Raw genomic sequence first — 24,748 nt, forward strand, 5'->3', positions numbered from 1 at the left:
CCAGACACAACACCGATCAATATGTAGGAGCTGGCTTGCCTGCGATGCAGGCACCTCGGTAAATCAGTCACACCGAGGTGATGCCATCGCAGGCAAGCCAGCTCCTACAGTTGACTGCATTGCAATTCAAGATCAGTGACCCGACGCCGCCGGCCCCGCCTTTGCGGTAAACGGCGGCTTGGCCAGCCACACCAGCAGGATCAAGCCCATGAACATCCACCCCAGCAAGGTGAAGTAGTCCACGGTAGACATCATGTATGCCTGGCTGGTGAGGACCTGGTCCAGTTGCGCATAGGCCTTGTGGCCCGCACCGCCCAGGGTGTTCAGGGCATCGCGGGTGGCCGAGTCGTACACACTCATGCTCTCGCTCATGTAGGCATGATGCTGGTCAGCCCGGCGAATCCAGATCCAGGTGGTCAACGATGCCGCAAAGCTGCCACCCAGGGTCCGCAGGAAGGTCGCCAGGCCTGCGCCGTCGGCGATCTGGTGCGGCGGCAGGTCGGACATCAGGATGCTCAAGGTCGGCATGAAGAACAGCGCCACGCCGATGCCCATGAACAGTTGCACCAGGGCGATGTGCTGGAAGTCCACTTCATTGGTGAAGCCGGCGCGCATAAAGCAGCTCAGGCCAATCGCCAGGAACGCCAGGCCGGCCAGCAGCCGCAAGTCGAACTTGTGTGCGTACTTGCCGACAAAGGGCGACATCAGCACCGGCAGGATACCGATCGGCGCCACGGCCAGCCCGGCCCAGGTGGCGGTGTAGGCCATCTGCGTCTGTAACCATTGCGGCAGGATCAGGTTGATACCAAAGAACCCGGCGTAGCCCAGCACCAGCACGATGGTGCCGATGCGGAAGTTGCGGTGGGCAAACAGGCGCAGGTTGACCACCGGGTGTTTGTCGGTCATTTCCCAGATCACGAACACCGCCAGGGCGATCACCGAGATGGCCGCGCCGATGATGATGAAATTGGACTCGAACCAGTCCAGGTCATTGCCCTTGTCGAGGATGATCTGCAAGGCACCGACCCCGACGATCAGGCTCAACAGGCCAACATAATCCATCGGCTGATGGCTGGTGACCACCGGCCGCTTCTTGAGCTGCGCACGCGCCACCATCACCGCAAAAATCCCGATGGGCACGTTGATAAAGAAGATCCACGGCCAGCTGTAGCTGTCGGTGATCCAACCGCCAAGAATCGGCCCGGCAATCGGCGCGACCACCGTGACCATCGCCAGCAATGCCAGGGCCATGCCCCGCCTGGCAGGCGGATAGACCGCGATCAACAGGGTCTGGGTCATCGGGTACAACGGCCCCGCGACCAAGCCCTGCAGGACCCGGAAGCCGATCAGCTCGGGCATCGAGGTGGAGATACCACACAGGAACGAGGCCAGCACAAACAAAATGGTGGCCCACAAAAACAGCTTCACCTCGCCAAAGCGCCGGCTCAACCAGCCGGTCAACGGCAGCGCAATAGCATTGCTCACGGCAAATGAGGTGATGACCCAGGTGCCCTGCTCCGAACTCACCCCCAGGTTGCCGGAGATGGTCGGCAGCGCCACGTTGGCGATGGTGGTGTCGAGCACCTGCATAAAGGTCGCCAGGGACAGGCCAATGGTGGCCATCAGCAAGCTGGGCGGCGTGAAGGAGGCGTTATTGCTCATCAGCGTTGCGCAGCCTTCGGCGCGGCCACACTGTTGTCATGGATCAACTGGGTGATCATCGCGTCGGCCTCGGCCAACTGGCGGTCATACACAGTGGTGCTGAACGAGGCTTTTTGCGGCGGTTGTTGCGCCAGCACCGGGCCGCTCTGGTCATGCAGGTTGACTTGCACCTGAGTCGACAGCCCCACCCGCAATGGGTGCTCAGCCAACTCCTGGGCATTGATGTGAATGCGCACCGGCACCCGCTGCACGATCTTGATCCAGTTGCCGGTGGCGTTCTGCGCCGGCAGCAAGGCAAAGGCGCTGCCGGTACCGGCGCCAAGGCTGTCGACGGTGCCGCTGTACTTCACGTCGCTGCCGTAGAGATCGGCCTCGATGTCCACCGGCTGGCCAATGCGCATCTGGCGCAGTTGGGTTTCCTTGAAGTTGGCGTCGATCCACAGTTGGTCCAGGGGAATCACCGCCATCAACGCGGTGCCCGGCTCGACCCGCTGCCCCAGTTGCACGGTGCGCTTGGCGACGTAGCCGGTAACCGGTGCGATCAGGGTGCTGCGCGCATTGGCCAGGTAGGCCTGGCGCAGTTGCGCGGCAGCGGCCTGTACATCCGGATGGGAGGAAATCACCGTGTCATCCACCAATGCGGTAGAGGTATTGAGTTGCTGTTGCAGGTTGGCCAATGAGTTGCTCGCCGCGCTCAGGGCGTCGCGGGCATGGGACAGTTCTTCCAGGGAAATCGCGCCACCCTGTGCGAGGATTCGGCGGCGGTTGAAGTTGTCCTGGGCGGTCTGCACTTGGGCTTTTTGCGCCTGTACCTGGGCTTTCATGCCATCCACATTGCTGTACAGGCCGCGCACCTGGCGTACCGTACGCGCCAGGTTGGCCTGGGCACTTTGCAGGCCGACGGCTGCGTCGTTGGGGTCGAAGTTGATCAGCACCTGGCCTTCGTGGACCAGGTCGCCATCGTCGGCGCCAATGCTGACCACGGTGCCGGTGACCAACGGGGTGATTTCCACCACGTTGCCGTTGACGTAGGCATCGTCGGTGCTTTCGCTCCAGCGGCCATACAGTTCGTACCAGCCCCAGACGCCCACGACGCAGAGCACGACGATCAGCGCCAGGCCCAGCAACATGATTTTGCGTTTGCGCGGGTTGCTGTCGTCGGGTTGGGTTTGAGCGGTGTTGTTTGCTTGGGCAGTAGCCATGACAAGTACCTTGCGTTATTCAGCGCGCGTGACTGGCGTGTTCATTGAGTCCCGACCCGCTGCAGCGTGATGGGGTCACCGGCGGCGATCAGGATTTTCTTCAGGATGTATTCCAGGGTCTGCAACTCCCCCGGCTCCAGCACCCCAGCCAGCTGGTTGAGGGCCTGGGCGCCGATCTGCGGCAACATGTCCGCCAGGCGCTGGCCTTCTGCGGTCAGCACCAGTTGCACCTGGCGCCGGTCCTGTTCGGAACGCTTGCGCGCCAGCAGGTCTTTTTGCTCCAGGCGGTCGAGCATGCGGGTCATCGAGCCGCTATCCAGGGACAGGTTGCGGCATAGCTCCGCCGGGGTATCGACGCCGAACTGGGCCATGATGATCAACACCTTGAACTGCGCGGCAGTGATGCCGTGGGGTTCCATATGGGTGTCGATGATGCGGTCCTTGAGAATCGCGGCGCGCCCCAGCAACAGGCCGAGATGGCAGTTGTGGAAGTTTTCCGGGGTGAAGTGTTTCATCGAAAGTCACCTTATTACTGCCTAGGCAGTGAATATGTGACCAAATATTACTGCCTAGGCAGCGAATGTCAAACAAATAGTTAGGTTGCTTGGTATACCCCACGACACAACTGTAGGAGCTGGCTTGCCAGCGATAGCGGTAGTTCAGCCACTATTTCCAGTGCCTGACAGACCGATATCGCTGGCAAGCCAGCTCCTACAGGTTGGTGTGGGCTAAACGTCAGAAATCCCGTTTGTAGAAGATATCCAGGGAGCTGGCTACGCCGCTGGCCACTTCCAGGTACACCCGCTTGCTCAGCAGGTAACGCAAGGCAATGGTACTGGCCGGTTCGAATACCCCGACCCCGTAACGCAGGCTGAGTTTCTCGGTGATCTTGCCGCTGGCCACCACGGCGGTGTTGTTGCCACTGCCCTGGGTGTCCAGTTCAAAGTCCTGGATCCCCAGGTTCTTGGCAATGTCCGAGGTCACCCCGGCACTGCCCATCAACCCCAGGCCCAGCGCCGCTTGCGCCAGCATGTTGTTATCTTCGCCAGTAGTGCTCAACGGGCGGCCCAGCACCAGGTAGGACAACGCCTGCTCCTGGCTCATGGCCGGTTCCGAAAAGATTTGCGTGGTCGGTTGCTCGGCACTGCCGCTCAGGCGGATACCGGCGATTACGTCGTCTGTCTTGCGGATGGCTTCGATATCCAGGTACGGCTGGTCGAGCGGCCCGGCGAACAGCAGGCGCGCACGCCGTACATCCAGCCTCTGGCCGTAGGCGCGGTAACGGCCGTCGTTGAGCCAGAGTTCGCCACGGGTGTCCAGGTTGTCGCCGATGTGCACCCGGCCCTGGACCTTGGCGGTCAGGCCGAAGCCGGCAAAGTTGAGCTGGTCCTCGCCCACCACCACGTTGATATCCATGGCCATGGCCATCGGCGGCTTGCCCTCTTCGGTCTGGCTGCCAACGATCACTGTGTCATCCGAAACCTTGACCGTGGACGGCGGCAGTTCGCGCACGGTGATATCGCCGCGCGGGATGTGCACATTGCCGGCAATTGCCAACTTGTCGTCCTTGAGGGTGATCTTCAGGTCGGGCGCCACTTCCAGCTTGGCGTAGGGTTCGACGGTCACCGGCAACTGGGAACCTTGCAGGCTGAGGTCAACGACCAGCGCCCGCCCCCAGTCGATCTGCCCCTTGAGGCTGCCCTGCCCGGCCTTGCCACTGCGCCAGCCGCCGTTGAGCTGCACGCTTTCGCCGGCGATCAACGCCTGCACGTTCAGGCCTTCAAGGCTGATGGGCAGTTCGGGCCCGGAAATCTCGCCGGCGATCAGGTTGATGCTGCCGTTGACCTGCGGCGCCAACAACCCGCCGGAGATACGCCCGCTGCCATTGAGCTTGCCATTGAGCTTTTCCACCATCGGCACAAACGGCCGCGCGACCGCCAGGTCCAGGCCGGTGAGGCTGAAGTTGCCGGAGATCGGCTTGTTTTTCGCCACCGGGTTGATCTGCGCCTGCAACAGCAACTCACCCAGCTTGCCACCGCGAAAATTCAGCTGGGTATCGATGCGCGTGGGGTTGAGCGTGGTTTCCAGCTTGAGGGTGTCGTAGGGGAAATCCAGCCATTGGTCCTTGTCCTTGACCCGCAGCGTGCCGCCACTGGCATCCACCGCGATCAGACCTTTGGGGCCGCTGGCCGGCAGGTCGAGTTGGATATCGGCGTTGAGCTTGCCCTGCCAGGCAAAATCCTTGGGCAGCCATTGCGCCAGGCTGTCGATGGGGAACTGCTTGAGGTGGTAACGCAGCTTGGGATCAGGCATCAGCCGCTGGTCTTCGCCACACAGGCTGGCGGGCCCGGAGACCCAGCAGTGGGCGGCGAACGTGAGCTTGCCGTCGGCCATGCGCTCGATTTTTGCCGGGGCCTGCAGTTTCCAGTCCTGGCCACCGGCCTGCACATCGCCACTGGCCAGGCGCCCGCGCCAGTTACCCTTGTCAAGATTGCCGTCCAGGGCCAGGGCCAGCTTGACCAGGGGGCCCATCAGCTCCAGTTGGACTTTCTGGCTTTTGATATCGCCCTGGGCACTGGCGGCCAGGGTACCGAGCTGGGTGTCACCGGCCTGGATGCCGCTGCCCTTGAGGTCGATCTTCGCCCGCTGTGCGCTATCGAGCGTCGCGTCCAGGCTGAGGGCTTGCAAGCGGTTTTCTTCAAATACCAGTTGCTGGCCCTTGAGGTCGAGCTTGCCCTGGGGCGCGTTCAACGTACCGGCCACATCGAGCCGACCGTTGACCTGCCCACGCAACTGCGGCCACAGCTGGGCCAGGCGTGCGAGCTTGATGTCGATCTGCCCGGCCAGGCGTTGTTGCAGGCTGCCACTGCCATTGATGCGGTTGTCACCCAGGCGGATATCCAGGTTGGCCAGGGTCCATTGCTCGCCCGCGCCTTCGGCCTTGGCCGCCAGCACCGCAGGCTGGCCGCGCAGGCGGCCCTTGAGGTCGAGGTCGGCGTTGAGCTTGAGTTGTTCGTTCTTCAACTCACCTTTGCTGCGCAGCGGCCCAGCCAGGGTGCCCGGCAGCTCTGCGACCCAGTACGCCGGGTTCAGGGCCGACAGGTCCAGCGCCGTGTCCCAGGCGATGCCCTCGGCAAATTGCAGGTTCAGGTGGCCTTCGGCCTTGCCCTGGCCAGCGGTCAATTTCAGCTCGGGCAGGAACACTTGCTTGAGGTCGCCGCTGAACGGCGTGACCAGGCTGAACTTGCCGGCCGGGCCGTCGAGGTCGGCCTTGAGATTGCCCAGGTAGTTGCCGTCCTTGTAGGAGACTTCGCCGTTGAAGGTGCGCAACACCACTTGCGGCTCGTCAATCAGCGGATACAGGCGATGCCAGGGGAAGTCCAGCCAGTCGATTTTTGCGTCTGCGCTCAAACCCTGCTGCCAATCCAGCTGGGCACTGAGCTTGAGGCTTTGCTTGTCCCCGGCGTTCAGGTCCAGGCCGGCGATCTGCGCGCCCTTGGCATCGACCCGGCCTTGCAGCAACAGGTCAACCGGGCCTTTTTCTGCGGGTAATACAGCCTTGCCCAGCAGCTGATAGCCCGTGCCCAGGTCGCCCTTGGCAGTCAGGTCAAGTTGGTTGAGTTGCAAGGTGTCCGGCAGGTCGGCGGCGGGTTTGAAACCATCGGCGGTGATGCGCAACTGCGCGGGCAGGTTCTCAACCAGGGGTTGCAGTTCGCCGCTGAGTTTGGCGGGCAGGTAGCCCGTGCTGTCGGCGTCGAGCTTGAGGGTCTTGAGCAAATCACCGGTGACGTTCAGCGCCACCGCCCACGGCGCGCCGCCCGGGGCGTAGGGCAGGCTCAGGTTACCGCTCGCCGTCAGCGGCCAGTCACCGCTGGGTTGCAGCACGCCGTTGACGTCCAGCACCAGGCCGTCGCGTTGCAGGTGCACCGCGTCGATCTGCATCCCCGCGGCCGTCCAGTGCGCGGCCAGTTGCAGGCCCTGGAGTTCTTCGCTGCCGTTGAACAACAGACTGCCGACGCGCACGTCGCCCAGTTCGATGGCCACGGGCAGGTTCAAGTCCGGCAGGGTAATCGGGCCGCTGCTGTCTTCGGTGCTGGGTGGCAATTGCAGGCTGACCTGCTCCACATCCAGTTGCCGGATGCACAAGGTCATTCGCAACAGGCACGCCGGTGACCAATCGAACTTCGGCGCGTTGAGCTCCACGCGGCTGCTGTCTTGTTGCCACAGCACCTGGTCGGCGCTCCATTGCCCGCCCAGGCGGCCCTGGAAGTTATCCACGGTCAACCCCGGGACTTGGCCGAGGGCCCAGCGACTGCCGACTTGCGTACCCAGTACGCTCCAGACAGCCAGCGGCACCAGGGCTGCAACCGCCACCACACTCAGACCCGCTATTTTCAAACCACGCTTCACAGCTCAGGCCCCATGGAAAAGTGCAAACGAATGCCGCCCGGATCTTCCAGGGCATGGGCCAGGTCAAGGCGAATCGGGCCGACCGGCGACACCCAGCGCACGCCGACCCCGACCCCGGTTTTCAGGCTCGGCAATTCCAGGCTGTTAAAGGAGTTGCCCTGGTCGACAAAGGTCGCGATCCGCCATTTTTCGGCGATGGAATATTGATACTCGGCGCTCAAGGCCACCATGTAGCGGCCACCGATGCGGTCGCCCTTGTTGTTTTCCGGGGACAGGGTCTGGTACTCGTAGCCACGCACGCTCTGGTCGCCACCTGCAAAAAAGCGCAAGGACGGCGGCACCGACTTGTAGCCATTGGTGGCGCTGCCGCCAAACTGCGCACGGCCGAGGAAGCGGTGCTTGTCCCACACCGTGGTCAAACCCTTGATCATCGCCGTGCCGTACAGCAAGTTGGTGTCCGAACCCAGCCCTTCCTTGGCCACCTTGGTATCGAACTGCAGGCGATAGCCGTTATGGGGGTCGATGCGGTTGTCGCTGCGCAGGTAGGAATAGCTGATTCCGGGCATCAGCAGATTGCTCAAGCCGGAGTCGTCCCCCAGGCGATATTCTTCGCGCTGCCATTTGAGCGAGATCACCCGTGTCCAACCGCTGGGCAACTTGCTGTGCCATTCCGGGCCGAGGGTGAGCAACTTGCTGAGGGTGTCGGTGTTGGCCATTTCTTCGTTCTGGTAGCCACCGGCAAAACGCAGCTTGTCAGTCAGCGGCGGATCGAGGGGAATGTCGTACCACAGGCCGACGTTCTGCCGGGGCGCCGACAACTCGGCCTCCCAGCCATAGCTGTGCCCTTGGGGGTTGACCCAGTGCCGCGTCCAATTGGCCTTGCCACGCGGGCCGACGTCGGTGGAAAAACCCAGGCCCAGGCCCATGGTTCGCGGTTTGCGGGTTTCCAGCTGGACCGCCACCGGGATCACATCATTGGCCGCCGCGGCCGGGGCGGCATCCACCCGCACACCCTCGAAATAGCCACTCGATTGCAGGGCCTGGTTCAGTTCGGCAATCAATTCGGAATCATAGGGGGTGCCACTTTGGAACGGCACCATGCGCTGCAACAGTTCTTCATCAAACGGGGTATCGCCAGCAAAGTTGACCTTGCCGAGGGTGTAGCGCGGACCGCTGTCGTAGACCAGTTCGATATCGGCCACGCCCGCCTGGGGGTCGACGGACAGGGTCTGACGCGTGAAGCGGCCACTGAAATAGCCGAAGCGCGAGGCCTGGTTCTGGATCAGGCGCTTGGCGTCTTCGTAATGGCCATGGTTGAGCACGGCGCCGGACTTGAGGTCTTGGCTGTCAGGTACGCGAAAGGATTTGAGTTCGGCCGCCGGGCCGTCCACCCGAATCGTGACATTACGCAAATGCACGGGCTCGCCGGGGTCGATACTGAGGATCAGGCGCGGGTTCTTGCCGGGCTTCACCTCGCTGGCAATCTGCGGCTGATAATAGCCCAGTGCCTGGGCGGCCTTGCGCGCCTGCTCCTCGGCACCGCGGCTAAAGCGCAGCAAGGCCTCCTCGTCACGCTCGCCAACCCCGCCGATATAGCCTTCGATATTGGCCTTCAGCGCATCGTTTGAAGGTTTGACCCGCACGTCCAACTCGCTTTGCGCCAGGGCGCCGCAGCTTGTGAACAGCAGAATCAAGCCGCTGGTAAATCTATTTGAAAACTTCATAGGCGCGGATGCTACACGAGCTGGGGAGCACCTTAGAACCGGGAATTGTCTGAATAATTCTGTGTTAAGGCGTTGCAGGTTGTAACACCTGGGGATTCGGGTGAAAAAACACATGCTCCAGGATGGGTCCTACAGCCACCTCTCCGACTTCGTCATAGCCCTGGCGCTTGTAGAACTCCAGGTAGAGCGGATTGCCAGTGTCCAGCACCACCCCTTGTGAGTGCGGGTCCTGCGCGCACCAGTTATGCACGGCTTCCAGCAGTTGCTCACCGTAGTGCTTACCCTGGAATTGCGGGTGGATCCCCAGCAGCGGCAACACATGCACCGACTCGGACGGCAGGCAAGCCAACACCGCCTGATGATATTCGAGGTAACGCCGGGTGCAGCGCACACCGGTGCTCAGCCACATGCGCAATTGCCAGGCCCAGCTTTCCGTGATGCCCAGGCGCCGTTGTGGCGGGGCAATCAGGGCGATGCCGATCAGCCGGTCATTGACCAGCAGGCCGATTGCCGGCAGTTCCTGGAGAAAATGCTGCTTGACCAGCTCGCGCACGGTGGCCCTGACCCGCTGCTCATAACCGGAGCGTTCGGCTTCGAACAGATAGGCGAAGGTCGGCTCATGGCGATAGGCGTGGTACAGCAGCGAACGCGCTTCGCGCGAATAGCCGCGGTCGAGCATATGAACCTGGGCAATGGCGGTCGAGGTATCAGGCATCCGGTGTATCTCCCCTGGGCGCAACTCAAAAGGCCGCGCTCTTATTGTTACGAGCCCGGGGCAACTGAGTCGTTCCCTGCCATCGGCTCCTTGAGAGACATTAGCAGTGCATCTGTCCTACCGCCACGCTGGCCCCCGTCCGACTTGTCGGCTAGCATCGCCCTTTTGCCAGACTGGACTGCCGACCATGAAAATCGTCTCCTTCAATATCAACGGGCTGCGCGCCCGGCCTCATCAGCTGGCGGCCCTGATCGACAAACATCAACCGGACGTGATCGGCCTGCAGGAAACCAAGGTCCACGACGACCAGTTCCCGCTGGCCGAAGTCCAGGCCCTGGGTTACCACGTGTACTACCACGGGCAGAAAGGCCACTACGGTGTCGCCCTGCTCTCGCGCCAGGAACCACTGGCCCTGCACAAGGGCTTTGCCAGCGACGAAGAAGATGCCCAGCGCCGCTTTATCTGGGGCACCTTTGCCGATGAACACGGCAACCCGATCACCATCATGAACGGCTATTTCCCACAGGGTGAAAGCCGCGACCACCCAACCAAGTTCCCGGCCAAGCAGCGCTTCTACGAAGACCTGCAAAACCTGCTGCAAACCCAGTTCAGCAATGACCAGGCGCTGGTGGTGATGGGCGACGTGAACATCTCCCCCGAGGACTGCGACATCGGCATCGGTGCCGACAACGCCAAGCGCTGGCTGAAGACCGGCAAATGCAGCTTCCTGCCGGAAGAGCGCGAATGGATGGCGCGCCTAAAGAACTGGGGCCTGACGGACAGCTTCCGGCACCTGAACCCGGATGTGGCCGATCGCTTCAGTTGGTTCGATTACCGCAGCCGCGGTTTTGAAGATGAACCCAAGCGGGGCCTGCGCATCGACCTGATCATGGCCTCCAATGGCCTGCTGCCACGGGTCAAGGACGCGGGTGTGGACTACGAGCTGCGCGGCCTGGAAAAACCATCGGACCATGCGCCGATCTGGCTGGAACTGAGCTGATCTTTGCGCCGACACCATAAAATGTGGGAGCTGGCTTGCCAGCTCCCACATTTGGATAGGCTGGGTCTCAGTCATATTTTGGCAACCTTACTGACTTAATCTGCCCGCACTTCCTTTGGCTTGAGAAGGTGGCGGCATGATGCTGCGCGTTCTGTACCTGCTGGCCCTCTGCGGCGCTTTTCCTCTTGCGGCGCTTGCAACGCCCCTACCCTTTCCCGAACATGGCCCGGCCTTGCGCATCCAGGGTTCCAATACCATTGGCGCGGCGCTGGGCCCGGCGTTGGTCAAGGGCCTGATGGAGCAACAGGGCCTGAAGGCCGTGCACCGTGAACCGGCCAGCCGTCCCAACGAACAGCGCCTCGTCGGCACCAGCCCCCAGGGCAAGCGAGTGCAGGTAGAAATCGCCGCCCACGGCACCAGCACCGGCTTCGCCGCGCTGAAAAATGCCGAAGCCGACCTGGCCGCCGCGTCGCGCCCGATCAAGGACCGCGAGCTGGTCGAGCTTGAACCCCTGGGCGACCTGAAAAGCCCCGGCGCCGAACAGGTGATTGCTATCGATGGCCTGGCGATCATCCTGCATCCAAGCAACCCACTGCAGATGCTGACCACCGACCAACTGGCGAGGATTTTCAGCGGCGAAATCAGCACCTGGGAAGCCTTGGGCGCCAGCGGCGGGAAGATCCGGCTGTATGCCCGCGATGATCAATCCGGCACCTTCGACACCTTCAAGGAACTGGTGCTCAGCCGTCGCGGCAAAACCCTCGACAGCACCGCCAAGCGCTTTGAGTCCAGCGAACAATTGTCCGATGCGGTCAGCCAAGACCCGCAAGGCATCGGCTTTATCGGCCTGCCCTACGTGCGCCAGGCCAAGGCAGCAGCCATCATTGACGGTGACTCCCAAGCCATGTTGCCGCAGAGCAGCCTGATCGCCACCGAGGACTATCCGCTGTCGCGCCGCTTGTTTTTCTACCTGCCGCCCAATAACAGCAACCCCTGGGCCGAGGCCCTGGTGGACTTTGCCCAAAGCGCCCTGGGCCAGGCCATCGTGGCCGCCAATGGCTTTATCGCCCAACAGGTCCAGGCCATCACCGTGCAGCCTCGGGCACCAATGCCCGAGGCCTACCAGGCCATCGCCCGCGAGGCGCAGCGCCTGAGCGTGAACTTTCGCTTCGAAGAAGGCAGTGCCAGCCTGGACAACAAGGCACGCCAGGATCTGGCGCGGGTGGTGGCTTATATAGGCAGCCACGACAAACGGGACAAGCGGGTCACGCTGGTGGGGTTTGGTGATGCCAAGGATGACCCGCAGCGCGCCGACCTGCTGTCCAAGCTGCGGGCGATGGCAGTGCGCCGGGAGTTGGTCAAGAGTGGCGTGGTGTTGCGCGATATTCGCGGCTTTGGCGCCGAGATGCCGGTAGCGGCCAACACCGTGGATGAGGGGCGGATCAAGAATCGCCGGGTGGAGGTCTGGGTTTATTGAAGCCTGCAGACGGGGGTTGACAGGCCCACCGCTATCGCGGGCAAGCCCGCTCCCACAGAGGTCAGTGTGGGAGCGGGCTTGCCCGCGATGCAGGCGACGCGGTCCTACTGGCCGCTGCGCATCAGCTCTTTAGGCACATACTTGCCAATCTCGAACTTGCCAATGGCCGCGCGGTGCACTTCATCCGGGCCGTCGGCCAGGCGCAAGGTGCGCTGCATGGCGTACATATAGGCCAGCGGGAAGTCATTGGAGACCCCGGCACCGCCATGGATCTGGATCGCCCGGTCAATCACCTTCAAGGCCACATTCGGCGCCACCACCTTGATCTGGGCGATTTCACTTTTCGCCACTTTGTTGCCGACCGTATCCATCATGTAGGCCGCCTTCAACGTCAGCAGGCGCGCCATGTCGATTTCCATCCGCGAGTCGGCGATTTTGTCGATATTGCCACCCAGGCGTGCCAACGGCTTGCCGAAGGCGGTGCGGCTGACCGAGCGTTTGCACATCAATTCCAGGGCGCGCTCAGCCATGCCGATGGAGCGCATGCAGTGGTGGATACGGCCCGGGCCAAGGCGCCCCTGGGCAATTTCAAAGCCGCGACCTTCACCCAACAGGACGTTTTCGTACGGCACACGCACGTTGTCGAACAGGACTTCGGCATGCCCGTGAGGCGCGTCGTCGTAGCCGAACACCGGCAGCGGCCGGACGATTTTCACCCCCGGTGCATCCACCGGCACCAGGATCATCGAGTGCTGCTGGTGGCGCGGCGCATCCGGGTTGCTCAGGCCCATGAAGATCAGGATCTTGCAACGCGGGTCGCACGCGCCGGAGGTCCACCACTTCTTCCCGTTGATCACCCACTCGTCACCCTGGCGCTCGGCGCGGGCGGCCATGTTGGTGGCGTCGGAAGACGCCACATCCGGTTCGGTCATGGCGAATGCCGAGCGGATCTCGCCGCGCAGCAGCGGCTCCAGCCAACGTTGCTTCTGCTCTTCGTTGGCATAGCGCACCAGCACTTCCATGTTGCCGGTGTCGGGCGCCGAGCAGTTGAAGGGCTCCGGCCCCAGCAGGGAGCGGCCCATGATTTCGGCGAGCGGCGCGTATTCCAGGTTGGTCAGGCCGGCGCCCAGTTCGGACTCCGGCAGGAACAGGTTCCACAGGCCTTCGGCCTTGGCCTTGGCCTTGAGCTCTTCCATGATGGCGGTGGGCTGCCAGCGATCACCTTCGCTGACCTGGCGCTCGAACACCGGCTCGGCGGGGTACACGTAAGCATCCATAAACGCGGTAACGCGTTCACGCAGTTCCTGAACCTTGGGCGAATAGGCAAAATCCATGAGCAGCTCCCTTCTTGGAGAGGTTGTTTAGGTCATGCAATCGATGCTAGAACAGCGTTGATAATTTACCTAGCCTATTCTCGGCGTGTATTAACATTCATCACCGATATATGATCGGCGCATGAAAACCTAACAAGAAGAGCGCAACGAAATGAATCTGAGCAAGGTCGACCTCAATCTTTTCATCGTGTTTGACGCGATCTACACCGAAGCCAACCTGACCCGCGCCGGGCAGATCGTCGGCATCACCCAGCCGGCGGTTTCCAACGCCCTGGCACGCCTGCGCGAGACCTTCAACGACCCGTTGTTCGTGCGCACCGCCCAGGGCATGGTGCCGACTCCCATGGCCCAGAACATCATTGGCCCGGTGCGCAACGCCTTGTCGTTGCTGCGGGTGTCGGTGCAGGAAAGCCGGATCTTCAACCCGTTGCAGGCGGCCAAGACCTACCGCATCAGCATGACCGACCTCACTGAAGCGGTGATCCTGCCGCCGCTGTTCCAGCGCCTGCGCCGCCTGGCGCCCACGGTGATCATCGAGAGCTTTTTGTCCAAACGTCGGGAAACCACCAAGGAACTGGCCGCCGGCCGCCTGGATTTTGCGGTGGACGCGCCGCTCAACACCGACCCGCAAGTGCGCCACGTCAAGCTGATGGAAGACCGCTACGTGTGTGCCATGCGCAAGGGCCACCCGATGGCGGGCAAGGAAAAATTCAGCCTCGATGACTACCTGGCGCTGACCCATATCCATATTTCCAGCCGGCGCAATGGCCTGGGCCACGTCGACCTGGCCCTGGGCAAAATGGGGATCCAGCGCAAGATCGCCCTGCGTTCGCAGCATTACCTGATGGCCTCCCAGGTCCTGCAGCAGACCGATATGGTGATGACCGTGCCCGAGCGCTTTGCACGGCGTAACGATCTGCACTCATTCAACCTGCCGGTCAATGATGTGCCGCCGGTGGAAACCCACCTGTACTGGCATGAAAGCACCGACCAGGACCCGGCCAACCGCTGGATGCGCGAGCAGATGATCGAGTTGTGCCAGCAGGTCACGGCGCGCGAGAAGAAGTTGGATAACGCGTAGGTGGTGATTTGCTTGACGTTTACGTCAAGCAGCCATTAGCGTAGCGCCAAGACCCTCCTTGAGCGCGACCATGAGCACGACCTACAGCATCTCCGACCTGGCCCGCGAGTTGGACATCACCACCCGGGCCATTCGCTTCTATGAAGAACAAGGCCTCTTGAGCCCTGAACGCCGAGGCCAGGAGCGTATCTATTCGCCCCGGGACAAAGTCAGCCTCAAGCTGATCCTGCGTGGCAAGCGCATCGGTTTTTCCCTGGCCGAATGCCGCGAACTGATCGAGCTCTACGACCCCAGCAGCGGCAATCAAAAGCAATTGCACAGCATGCTGGCGAAGATCAGCGAACGCCGCGAGCAGTTGGAACAACAGTTGCTGGACATCGAACAGATGAAGCTGGAACTGGACACCGCCGAAGAACGTTGCACCCAGGCCCTGGAACAGACGATCCAGAGCCAGGTCGGCCAACCCCAATAAAAAGGTAGATCCCATGTCTCTCCCCTCTCATGTGCGCCTGGTCGAGGTCGGCCCGCGCGACGGCCTGCAAAACGAAGCACAGCCGATCAGCGTGGCCGACAAGGTGCAACTGGTCGATGCCCTCAGTGCGGCAGGCCTGGGTTACATCGAAGTCGGCAGTTTTGTCTCGCCCAAGTGGGTGCCGCAAATGGCCGGCTCCGCCGAAGTGTTTGCACAGATCCAGCGCAAGCCCGGCGTGATCTACGGCGCGCTGGCGCCGAACCTGCGTGGGTTCGAGGACGCGCTGGCGGCCGGGGTCAAGGAAGTCGCGGTGTTTGCGGCGGCGTCCGAGGCGTTTTCCCAGCGCAATATCAACTGCTCCATCAGCGAGAGCCTGGAGCGCTTTGCGCCGATCATGGCGGCGGCGCAGCAGCATGGTGTGAGTGTGCGCGGCTATGTGTCCTGTGTGCTGGGTTGCCCTTACGAAGGCCGGGTTGCGCCGGAGCAAGTGGCCGCCGTGGCCCGTGAGCTGTATGCCATGGGCTGTTACGAGGTGTCGTTGGGCGACACCATCGGCACCGGCACCGCAGGGGCTACGCGGCGCATGTTCGAGGTGGTGGGCAAGGACGTGCCACGGGCAAAGCTCGCCGGGCATTTCCATGACACCTACGGCCAGGCCATCGCCAATGTCTATGCCAGCCTGCTGGAAGGTATACAGGTGTTCGACAGCTCTATCGCCGGCCTTGGCGGCTGCCCCTATGCCAAGGGCGCCAGCGGTAACGTGGCCACCGAGGACGTGCTGTACCTGCTCGATGGCCTGGGCATCGAGACCGGTATCGACATGGACCAGTTGATTGTGGCGGGCCAGCAGATCTGTACGGTCCTGGGCCGCCCTACCGGCTCACGCGTGGCCAGGGCCCGCAATGCCCATTGAGTAGCGCTTGTGTTACCTCGCGGCTACACATCGGGTAACACGGGAACATATCTTGTCGCATTTTCTGAAGTAAATTTCCCTCATAAAAATCAAGACATTGATTTTAAAGGACTTTTAAAAGTTGGCACGGCTCCTGCTATCTCTATGGCATAACAAGAATAAAAAGCACCAAACCTAATAAAAATAAGACGTAACGACTCTGACATAACAAAAACAACACGGCAGAGACGCAGCTAACAGATTTTTTTGGAGAAGATGTGCTTCGCAGGGTACGGCGCAAGCCGCCACTCGCAACCGGGCAGAGAACAATAAAACTACCTCAAGGTAGCTACCCACTGGTTGGATCGCGTGCGAAGAAGCAGATCAGCGCTCAAAAAAATACGTTTGCTCTTGACCCCGGATGGGGGTCGCCAAAAACAGCGGTAAAGGGCCACGGTTGCCAAAAACAACAATAGACCGCCCCTCAATAATAAAAAAAGAGCACGTAACAACAAATTAAAGGGGAGCTTCGGCTCCCCTTTGTGCTGTCTGGATGAAAACAATACCTACTGACACTCCACCGTTAATGTGGGAGCTGGCTTGCCTGCGATACGGTGTGTCAGCTACTTAATTGTTGACTGATAAACCGCAATCGCAGGCAAGCCAGCTCCCACCCTTTAGATCGGGGCGATCAGGGTTTCAGCGTTCGCAGTTGCTCGATCGTGATCTCACGCATGCGAAACTTCTGGATCTTCCCCGTCACCGTCATCGGAAACTCTTCGACAAAGCGGAAATGCTTCGGCGTCTTGAAGTGTGCAATGCGCCCCTTGCACCAGGTTTGCAGTTCCAGCTCGTTGGCCACCTGCCCCGGGTGGAACTTGATCCAGGCCACGATCTCTTCGCCGTAACGCTCGTCGGGAATGCCGATGATCTGCACATCCGCCACCGCCGGGTGGGTGAAGAAGAACTCCTCCAGCTCCCGTGGGTACACGTTTTCGCCACCGCGAATGATCATGTCTTTGTTACGCCCGGCGATGCACACGTAACCCTGCTCATCCATGGTCGCCAGGTCGCCGGTGTGCATCCAGCCGGCGTCGTCGATGGCTTCGCGGGTGCCCTCGGGGTTGTTCCAGTAGCCGAGCATCACGCTGTAGCCTCGGGTGCACAACTCGCCGATCTGCCCACGCGGCACGGTGTTGCCGGCTTCGTCGATGATCTTGCTTTCCAACTGGGGCTGGGTGCGCCCGACCGTGGTCACGCGCCGCTCCAGGTCGTCATCCGCACCGGTCTGCAACGACACCGGGCTGGTCTCGGTCATGCCGTAGGCAATCTGCACTTCGCTCATGTGCAGGTCGCTGATCACCCGGCGCATCACCTCGATCGGGCAGGTGGAGCCGGCCATGACCCCGGTGCGCAGGGTCGACAGGTCGAACGTGCTGCGTTGCGGATGATCGAGCACCGCGATAAACATCGTCGGTACGCCGTACAGGCCGGTAGCGCGTTCTTCGGCCACGGCGGCCAGGGTCAGTAGCGGGTCGAAGCCGTCATTGGGATAGATCATGGTGGTGCCATGGGTGATGCAGCCCAGGTTGCCCATGACCATGCCAAAGCAATGATAGAGCGGCACCGGGATCACCAGGCGATCCTGCGCGGTCAGGCCCAGGCTTTCGCCAACCATGTAGCCGTTGTTGAGGATGTTGTGGTGGCTGAGGGTGGCGCCCTTGGGGAAGCCCGTGGTACCGGAGGAGTACTGGATGTTGACGGCTTGATCGAAGTGCAGGCTGGCCTCGCGGTGGTGCAATTGTTCCGGGGGGGTACCCGTCCCCAGAGCCGACAATTGCGACCAGGGCAGGAACCCCGAGGGCGGTCGCGCCTCCAGGCTGATCACCCCGCGCAGTTGCGGCAACAGATCACAGTGCAACTGGCCGATGCCCTGCTCCGCCAGTTCCGGCACCAGCGCCTGCAGCATCCCGTGGTAGTCGGAGGACTTGAACGCGCCGGCACAGATCAACCACTGGCAACCCGACTGCTTGAGCACGTATTCCAGTTCGCTGCTGCGGTAGGCCGGGTTGATGTTGACCAGGATCACCCCGAGCTTGGCGCTGGCCACCTGGCTGATGCACCACTCGGCGCAGTTCGGCGCCCAGATGCCCAGGCGATCCCCGGCCTGTAACCCCAGGGCCAGCAGCCCGCGTGCATGCAGGTCCACGGCTTCGGCCAGTTGCCGCCAGGTGTAGCGCAGTTGCTGATGGCGCACCACCAGGGCCTCGCCCTCCGGGTGCTGCGCCACGGTGCGGTCAAATGCCTGGCCGATGGTCATGGCCAACAGGGCCTTGTCCTGTGGGCCACGGCTGTAGCTCTGATTCGGTTGATCCATGACGACCCCTATTGTCTTTTTTGTAGGTGGACGGTGCGCCGGTCAGGCGCGAGCTTGACGTTAACGTAAGCTACGATTGACAGTCATGCAACGCAAGTTTACGTTAACGTAAAGGTGATCGCCCAATGGCGTCGCCAGCCCCACAACAATAATGTTTATAGGTGCCCTCCCATGAGTTACCCGACCCTGAACTTCGCCCTCGGTGAAACCATCGACATGCTGCGCGACCAGGTGCAGGCCTTCGTGGCCAAGGAGCTGGCGCCACGGGCAGCGCAGATTGATATCGACAACCTGTTCCCCGTGGATATGTGGCGCAAGTTCGGTGATATGGGCCTATTGGGCATCACCGTGCCGGAAGAATACGGCGGTGCCGGCCTGGGTTACCTGGCCCACGTGGTGGCCATGGAAGAAATCAGCCGTGGCTCGGCCTCGGTGGCGCTGTCCTACGGCGCGCACTCCAACCTGTGCGTCAACCAGATCAACCGCAACGGCAACCACGAGCAAAAACTCAAGTACTTGCCCAAGCTGATCAGCGGCGAGCACATTGGCGCCCTGGCCATGAGCGAGCCGAATGCCGGTTCCGATGTGGTGTCGATGAAGCTGCGCGCCGACAAGCGTGGCAGCGTATATGTGCTCAACGGCAGCAAGACCTGGATCACCAACGGCCCCGATGCCCACACCTATGTGATCTACGCCAAGACCGACCTGGAAAAAGGCGCCCACGGCATTACCGCGTTTATCGTCGAGCGCGACGCCAAAGGGTTCAGCCGCAGCAACAAGTTCGACAAGCTGGGCATGCGCGGCTCCAACACCTGCGAGCTGTTTTTCGATGACGTCGAAGTGCCCGAAGAAAACATCCTCGGCGCGCTCAATGGCGGGGTCAAAGTGCTGATGAGCGGCCTGGACTACGAACGCGTGGTGCTCTCCGGTGGCCCTACCGGGATCATGCAGGCCTGCATGGACCTGATCGTGCCGTACATCCACGACCGCAAGCAGTTCGGCCAGAGCATCGGTGAGTTCCAGCTGATCCAGGGCAAGGTCGCCGACATGTACACCCAGCTCAACGCCAGCCGCGCCTACCTCTATGCGGTGGCCCAGGCCTGCGAGCGTGGTGAAACCACGCGCAAGGACGCCGCCGGGGTGATCCTGTACAGCGCCGAACGCGCAACGCAGATGGCCCTTGATGCAATCCAGATTCTCGGCGGCAATGGCTACATCAATGAATTCCCCGCTGGCCGCCTGCTGCGCGATGCCAAGCTGTATGAAATCGGCGCGGGCACCAGTGAGATCCGGCGCATGCTGATTGGTCGCGAACTGTTCAACGAAACCCGCTGAGGGAGTGCACCATGGCCACCCTGCACACCCAACTCAACCCGCGTTCGGCAGAATTCGCCGCCAACAGCGCGGCGATGCTCAAACAGGTCGATGCCTTGCACACCCTGCTCGCCCAGGTCCAGCAAGGCGGCGGCAGCAAGGCCCAGGAGCGTCATACCTCCCGTGGCAAGCTGCTGCCGCGCGAGCGCATCAACCGCCTGCTCGACCCGGGCTCGGCGTTCCTTGAGCTCAGCCAACTGGCGGCATATCAGGTCTACGGTGAAGACGTACCGGCTGCTGGCGTGATCGCCGGGATCGGCCGCGTTGAAGGCGTGGAATGCATGATCGTCGCCAACGATGCCACGGTAAAAGGCGGCTCCTACTACCCGCTGACCGTAAAAAAACACCTGCGCGCACAGACCATCGCCGAACAGAACCGCCTGCCGTGCATCTACCTGGTGGATTCCGGCGGCGCCAACCTGCCGCGCCAGGATGAGGTGTTTCCCGACCGCGAGCACTTTGGGCGGATCTTCTTCAACCAGGCCAACATGAGCGCGCAAGGCATCCCGCAGATCGCCGTGGTCATGGGTTCCTGCACCGCTGGCGGCGCCTATGTACCGGCGATGGCCGATGAAGCGATCATGGTGCGCCAGCAGGCGACTATCTTCCTCGCCGGCCCGCCACTGGTGAAGGCCGCCACCGGCGAAGTGGTCAGCGCCGAAGACCTTGGCGGGGCCGACGTGCACTGCAAGATTTCCGGGGTGGCCGACCACTACGCCGACAGCGACGAACACGCCCTGGCCCTGGCCCGGCGCAGCGTTGCCAACCTCAACTGGCGCAAGCAGGGGCAGTTGCAACAGCGCACGCCGGTCGCGCCGCTGTACGCCAGCGACGAGTTGTACGGGGTGATCCCGGCCGACGCCAAGCAACCTTTTGATGTGCGCGAAGTGATTGCGCGACTGGTGGACGGCTCGGTCTTCGATGAGTTCAAGGCGCTGTTCGGCACCACGCTGGTCTGCGGCTTTGCCCATTTGCATGGCTACCCCATCGCGATCCTCGCCAACAACGGGATCCTCTTCGCTGAAGCTGCGCAAAAAGGCGCGCACTTTATCGAACTGGCCTGCCAGCGCGGGATTCCCCTGTTGTTCTTGCAGAACATCACCGGCTTTATGGTCGGGCAGAAGTACGAAGCCGGTGGCATCGCCAAGCACGGCGCCAAGCTGGTCACGGCGGTGGCCTGCGCCAAGGTGCCGAAATTCACGGTGATCATCGGCGGCAGCTTTGGTGCCGGTAACTACGGGATGTGCGGACGCGCCTATGACCCGCGCTTTTTGTGGATGTGGCCCAACGCCCGCATTGGCGTGATGGGCGCCGAACAGGCCGCCGGCGTGCTGGTGCAGGTCAAGCGCGAGCAGGCCGAACGCGGTGGCCAGGCGTTCAGCGCCGAGGACGAAGCGCAGATCAAGCAGCCGATCCTCGACCAGTACGAAACCCAGGGCCACCCCTACTACTCCAGCGCCCGCCTGTGGGATGACGGCGTCATCGACCCCTTGCAGACCCGTGACGTGCTGGCCCTGGCCTTGTCCGCCGCGCTGAATGCCCCCATCGAGCCGAGCCGCTTCGGCGTGTTCCGCATGTAATTGGAGCTGCACCCATGAGCGATTTCAACACCGTTGAACTGGTCAACGACCCCCGTGGCTTTGCCACGCTGTGGTTGAGCCGGGAACACAAGAACAACGCGTTCAACGCCGAAATGATCCGCGAGCTGATCATTGCCCTGGACCAGGTGCAGGCCGATGCCTCCCTGCGCTTTCTGCTGGTACGCGGGCGCGGCAAGCATTTCAGCGCCGGCGCGGACCTGGCCTGGATGCAGCAGTCGGCCGAGCTGGACTACCACACCAACCTCGACGACGCCCGCGAGCTGGCGGAGTTGATGTACAACCTGGCCAAGCTGAAGATCCCGACACTGGCGGTGGTCCAGGGCGCGGCCTATGGCGGCGCCCTGGGCCTGATCAGTTGCTGCGACATGGCCATTGGCGCCGATGATGCGCAGTTCTGCCTGTCAGAAGTACGCATCGGCCTCGCACCGGCTGTCATCAGCCCGTTTGTGGTGCAGGCGATTGGCGAGCGTGCGGCACGCCGCTATGCCTTGACCGCAGAACGCTTCGACGGCCAACAGGCGCAAGCCATCGGGCTGTTGGCGCAAAGCTACCCGCTTGAGGCGCTGAATCAGCAAGTCGAACTATGGACCGCCAACCTGTTGCTCAACAGCCCGGCCGCCATGCGCGCCAGCAAGGATCTACTGCGCGAAGTGGGTAACGGCGCACTCACCCCGGCGTTGCGCCGTTACTGCGAAAATGCCATCTCACGCATCCGCGTCAGCGCCGAAGGCCAGGAAGGCCTGCGCGCGTTTTTGCACAAGCGTGCGCCCAGTTGGCAGTCCCAGGAGCCGCGCTCATGAGTGCACCGTTGATTACCTGCGTACTGGTGGCCAACCGTGGCGAAATCGCCTGCCGGGTCATGCGCACGGCCAAGGCGTTGGGCATGACCACCGTTGCCGTACACAGCGCTACGGACCGCGATGCGCGCCACAGCCGCGAAGCCGATATCCGGGTGGACCTGGGCGGCAGCAAGGCCGCCGACAGTTACCTGCAGATCGACAAACTGATCGCCGCGGCCAAGGCCAGCGGCGCCCAGGCGATTCATCCCGGCTATGGCTTTCTTTCCGAAAACCCGGGTTTTGCGCGGGCGATTGAAGAGGCTGGGCTGATTTTCCTCGGCCCACCTGCCTCGGCCATTGATGCCATGGGCAGCAAGTCGGCGGCCAAGGCATTGATGGAAACCGCCGGCGTGCCGCTGGTGCCGGGTTACCACGGGGCCGGCCAGGACCTGGAAACCTTCCGCCAGGCTGCCGCGCGCATTGGCTACCCGGTGCTGCTCAAGGCCACGGCCGGCGGCGGCGGCAAGGGCATGAAAGTGGTCGAGGACGAAAGCCAACTGGCCGAAGCTCTGGCCTCGGCCCAGCGCGAGGCGCTGTCGTCGTTTGGCAACGCGCAGATGCTGGTGGAGAAATACCTGATCAAGCCGCGCCACGTGGAGATCCAGGTATTCGCCGACCAGCACGGCCATTGCCTGTACCTCAATGAACGCGACTGCTCGATCCAGCGTCGCCATCAAAAGGTCGTCGAAGAAGCACCGGCCCCCGGCCTCAGCCCTGCCCTGCGCCAGGCCATGGGCGAGGCAGCGGTGCGTGCCGCCCAAGCGATTGGCTATGTGGGCGCCGGCACCGTGGAGTTTCTGCTGGATGCGCGCGGTGAATTCTTCTTCATGGAGATGAACACCCGCTTGCAGGTGGAACACCCGGTGACCGAGGCCATCACCGGCCTGGACCTGGTGGCCTGGCAGATTCGCGTGGCGCAAGGCGAGCCGTTGCCAATCACCCAGGAGCAGGTGCCGTTGCGCGGCCATGCCATTGAAGTGCGGCTGTATGCCGAAGACCCGGCCAATGACTTTTTGCCGGCCACCGGGCATCTGGCGCTGTACCGTGAATCAGCGCCAGGCCCGGGACGCCGGGTGGACAGTGGCGTCGAGCAGGGCGACGACGTTTCGCCCTTCTACGACCCGATGCTCGGCAAGCTGATTGCCTGGGGCGAGGACCGCGAACAGGCGCGCCTGCGCCTGTTGAGCATGCTCGACGAGTTTGCGGTCGGCGGTTTGAAGACCAACCTGGGCTTTTTGCGGCGCATCATCGGCCACCCGGCATTCGCTGCGGCGCAGTTGGATACCGGCTTCATCCCGCGCTATCAGGAGCAATTGCTGCCAGGCGCCAGCGCCTTGAGCGATGAGTTCTGGCACGCGGCTGGGCACGCGTTTATGCAAAGCCAACTGCCTCGGCTGCGGGACGACGACCCCGCCTCGCCGTGGGCTGCGACGCAGGGCTTTCGTGCGGGCCTGCCCGCCGAGACTTCACTGCACCTGAGCTGCGACGGCCAGGACCGCTTGGTAACGCTGCAAACGCACGCTGTGCCGCAACTGCGCGACGAACACTTGGTGATCGCGGATGCCGGAATCCGCCGCTCGCACCTGGCCGTGCGCCATGGGCAGACGCTGTTCCTGCGCTGGCAGGGTGAGATGCGCGGCGTGACGCTGTTTGATCCGATCGCCGCCGTCGATGCCGGACAGGCCCATCAGGGCGGCCTCACTGCGCCGATGAACGGCAGCATCGTGCGGGTGCTGGTGGAAGTCGGGCAGACGGTCGAGGCTGGCACACAACTGGTGGTGCTCGAGGCCATGAAGATGGAGCACAGCATCCGCGCGCCCCATGGGGGGGTGGTCAAGGCGCTGTATTGCCAGGAAGGCGAAATGGTCGGCGAAGGCAGCGCCTTGGTGGAGCTGGAGGCCCTGGCCTAGAACTTCACCGTGGCCTGTACCACGACGCCGATGATCTGACAGTCATCGGTGAGCAGGGCCTTGGGGTAGGTCGGGTTGAGCGGCATCAGGTAACGCTGGCCGCTTTCCTCGATCAACTTGCGAAAGGTCGCCTGGCTGCTGCCGGCCCATTGGGCTACCACCAATTTGCCGGGCTCGGCGGCGAGAGCCGGGTCCACCAGGATCATCATCCCTTCGGCGATGCTCGGCCCGCTCGGTGCCGTCATCGCATCACCGCTCACCTGCAGCCAGAACGCCTCGCCATCGGCGTCGTAGTCGCTCGCCTCAAAACGCGCAGGGCCGTAGGCCGGCCGCGATTCATGGACCCGGCCGGGCTGCTTCCAGTCCCTCACGGGGTAGCGAAAATACGGGTTGTATTGAACGGCCGGCGCGGCTTCGTCGGCCGGGGCCTCGCCCTTCTCGCGGATTACCAGTGCCGCTTCCAGGTAACCCAGGCCCAGTTCCTCGAGCACCCGGTTCATGTCGTCGAGGCTCGGTACCCGGCGCTTGCCCAGCCAATGGGCAACACCGCCCTGGGACATGCCCAGGCGCGTGGCCAGTTGGTTTTGCGTGACCTGGCGGGCCTTCATGTTGGCTTTGACCAACGCTATCCATTTATCCATGGGGCATGACAATACCGGGTGTATTCGCGGCGACAAT

18 protein-coding genes are annotated in these 24,748 nt (G+C 62.4%); 9 read left to right on the forward strand and 9 right to left on the reverse strand.

Annotation, left to right across the window (positions count from 1 at the left end; all coding sequences use genetic code 11):
• Positions 1–132: 132 nt before the first annotated feature.
• From HBO05_RS22855 to HBO05_RS22880, 6 genes are all read right to left on the reverse strand, one after another.
• A complete protein-coding gene (locus HBO05_RS22855; RefSeq protein WP_172314129.1) occupies positions 133–1,662 on the reverse strand; it encodes a DHA2 family efflux MFS transporter permease subunit in 1,530 nt (509 codons plus the stop codon).
• Positions 1,662–2,864 (reverse strand): HlyD family efflux transporter periplasmic adaptor subunit, encoded by a 1,203-nt coding sequence (locus tag HBO05_RS22860; protein ID WP_169954361.1) that lies wholly within the window; start codon positions 2,862–2,864, stop codon positions 1,662–1,664. The genes HBO05_RS22855 and HBO05_RS22860 overlap by 1 nt, the downstream gene beginning before the upstream one ends.
• A 41-nt stretch (positions 2,865–2,905) precedes the next feature.
• Positions 2,906–3,379 (reverse strand): MarR family transcriptional regulator, encoded by a 474-nt coding sequence (locus HBO05_RS22865; RefSeq protein WP_169954362.1) that lies wholly within the window; start codon positions 3,377–3,379, stop codon positions 2,906–2,908.
• Positions 3,380–3,599: 220 nt separating this feature from the next.
• Complete coding sequence (locus HBO05_RS22870; protein WP_172314131.1) at positions 3,600–7,274, reverse strand: translocation/assembly module TamB domain-containing protein; 3,675 nt, start codon at positions 7,272–7,274, stop codon at positions 3,600–3,602.
• Positions 7,271–8,998 carry an autotransporter assembly complex family protein gene (locus HBO05_RS22875; RefSeq protein ID WP_169954364.1) on the reverse strand — a complete coding sequence of 576 codons (1,728 nt, stop codon included), beginning with the start codon at positions 8,996–8,998 and terminating at the stop codon, positions 7,271–7,273. The genes HBO05_RS22870 and HBO05_RS22875 overlap by 4 nt, the downstream gene beginning before the upstream one ends.
• Positions 8,999–9,062: 64 nt before the next feature.
• Positions 9,063–9,713, reverse strand: a complete 651-nt coding sequence (locus HBO05_RS22880; protein WP_169954365.1) for a GNAT family N-acetyltransferase — start codon at positions 9,711–9,713, stop codon at positions 9,063–9,065.
• Between the two features lie 187 nt (positions 9,714–9,900).
• Between HBO05_RS22880 and xthA the strand changes: the two genes are divergently transcribed.
• Together xthA and HBO05_RS22890 are read left to right on the forward strand one after the other, a co-directional pair.
• Positions 9,901–10,713 carry an exodeoxyribonuclease III gene (gene xthA, locus HBO05_RS22885; RefSeq protein WP_169954366.1) on the forward strand — a complete coding sequence of 271 codons (813 nt, stop codon included), beginning with the start codon at positions 9,901–9,903 and terminating at the stop codon, positions 10,711–10,713.
• 136 nt (positions 10,714–10,849) lie between these two features.
• Complete coding sequence (locus HBO05_RS22890; RefSeq protein ID WP_172314133.1) at positions 10,850–12,190, forward strand: phosphate ABC transporter substrate-binding/OmpA family protein; 1,341 nt, start codon at positions 10,850–10,852, stop codon at positions 12,188–12,190.
• Between the two features lie 104 nt (positions 12,191–12,294).
• On the opposite strand, the gene HBO05_RS22895 is transcribed toward HBO05_RS22890, so the two are convergent.
• Positions 12,295–13,524, reverse strand: a complete 1,230-nt coding sequence (locus HBO05_RS22895; RefSeq protein ID WP_029298342.1) for an acyl-CoA dehydrogenase — start codon at positions 13,522–13,524, stop codon at positions 12,295–12,297.
• 151 nt (positions 13,525–13,675) lie between these two features.
• On the opposite strand from HBO05_RS22895, the gene HBO05_RS22900 reads away from it, so the two are divergent.
• From HBO05_RS22900 to HBO05_RS22910, 3 genes are all read left to right on the forward strand, one after another.
• Positions 13,676–14,605, forward strand: a complete 930-nt coding sequence (locus tag HBO05_RS22900) for a LysR family transcriptional regulator (RefSeq protein WP_169954368.1) — start codon at positions 13,676–13,678, stop codon at positions 14,603–14,605.
• Between the two features lie 70 nt (positions 14,606–14,675).
• On the forward strand, positions 14,676–15,077 hold the full coding sequence (locus HBO05_RS22905) for a MerR family DNA-binding transcriptional regulator (protein WP_154220670.1): 402 nt from the start codon (positions 14,676–14,678) through the stop codon (positions 15,075–15,077).
• 13 nt (positions 15,078–15,090) lie between these two features.
• On the forward strand, positions 15,091–15,990 hold the full coding sequence (locus tag HBO05_RS22910; RefSeq protein ID WP_169954369.1) for a hydroxymethylglutaryl-CoA lyase: 900 nt from the start codon (positions 15,091–15,093) through the stop codon (positions 15,988–15,990).
• A 670-nt stretch (positions 15,991–16,660) separates the two neighbouring features.
• Here the strand turns inward: HBO05_RS22910 and HBO05_RS22915 are convergent.
• The gene (locus HBO05_RS22915; protein WP_172314135.1) at positions 16,661–18,346 is read right to left on the reverse strand and encodes an AMP-binding protein; all 1,686 of its coding nucleotides are present in this window, start codon (positions 18,344–18,346) and stop codon (positions 16,661–16,663) included.
• Positions 18,347–18,517: 171 nt separating this feature from the next.
• Between HBO05_RS22915 and HBO05_RS22920 the strand changes: the two genes are divergently transcribed.
• Genes HBO05_RS22920 through HBO05_RS22935 form a run of 4 tightly spaced genes read left to right on the forward strand, consistent with a single transcriptional unit; the run spans position 18,518 to position 24,070 of the window.
• The gene (locus HBO05_RS22920) at positions 18,518–19,681 is read left to right on the forward strand and encodes an isovaleryl-CoA dehydrogenase (RefSeq protein WP_038441790.1); all 1,164 of its coding nucleotides are present in this window, start codon (positions 18,518–18,520) and stop codon (positions 19,679–19,681) included.
• An 11-nt stretch (positions 19,682–19,692) separates the two neighbouring features.
• The gene (locus HBO05_RS22925) at positions 19,693–21,300 is read left to right on the forward strand and encodes a carboxyl transferase domain-containing protein (RefSeq protein ID WP_170043117.1); all 1,608 of its coding nucleotides are present in this window, start codon (positions 19,693–19,695) and stop codon (positions 21,298–21,300) included.
• Between the two features lie 14 nt (positions 21,301–21,314).
• A complete protein-coding gene (locus HBO05_RS22930) occupies positions 21,315–22,121 on the forward strand; it encodes a gamma-carboxygeranoyl-CoA hydratase (protein ID WP_170043118.1) in 807 nt (268 codons plus the stop codon).
• Complete coding sequence (locus tag HBO05_RS22935) at positions 22,118–24,070, forward strand: acetyl/propionyl/methylcrotonyl-CoA carboxylase subunit alpha (RefSeq protein ID WP_169954374.1); 1,953 nt, start codon at positions 22,118–22,120, stop codon at positions 24,068–24,070. The genes HBO05_RS22930 and HBO05_RS22935 overlap by 4 nt, the downstream gene beginning before the upstream one ends.
• Here HBO05_RS22935 and HBO05_RS22940 read toward each other — a convergent pair.
• Positions 24,067–24,711: an XRE family transcriptional regulator gene (locus tag HBO05_RS22940; protein ID WP_169954375.1), complete on the reverse strand. Its 645-nt coding sequence runs from the start codon at positions 24,709–24,711 to the stop codon at positions 24,067–24,069. The genes HBO05_RS22935 and HBO05_RS22940 overlap by 4 nt on opposite strands.
• Positions 24,712–24,748 lie beyond the last annotated feature (37 nt).

The sequence above is a fragment of the Pseudomonas sp. WS 5079 genome, assembly GCF_012985465.1.
Taxonomy (GTDB): Bacteria; Pseudomonadota; Gammaproteobacteria; order Pseudomonadales; family Pseudomonadaceae; genus Aquipseudomonas.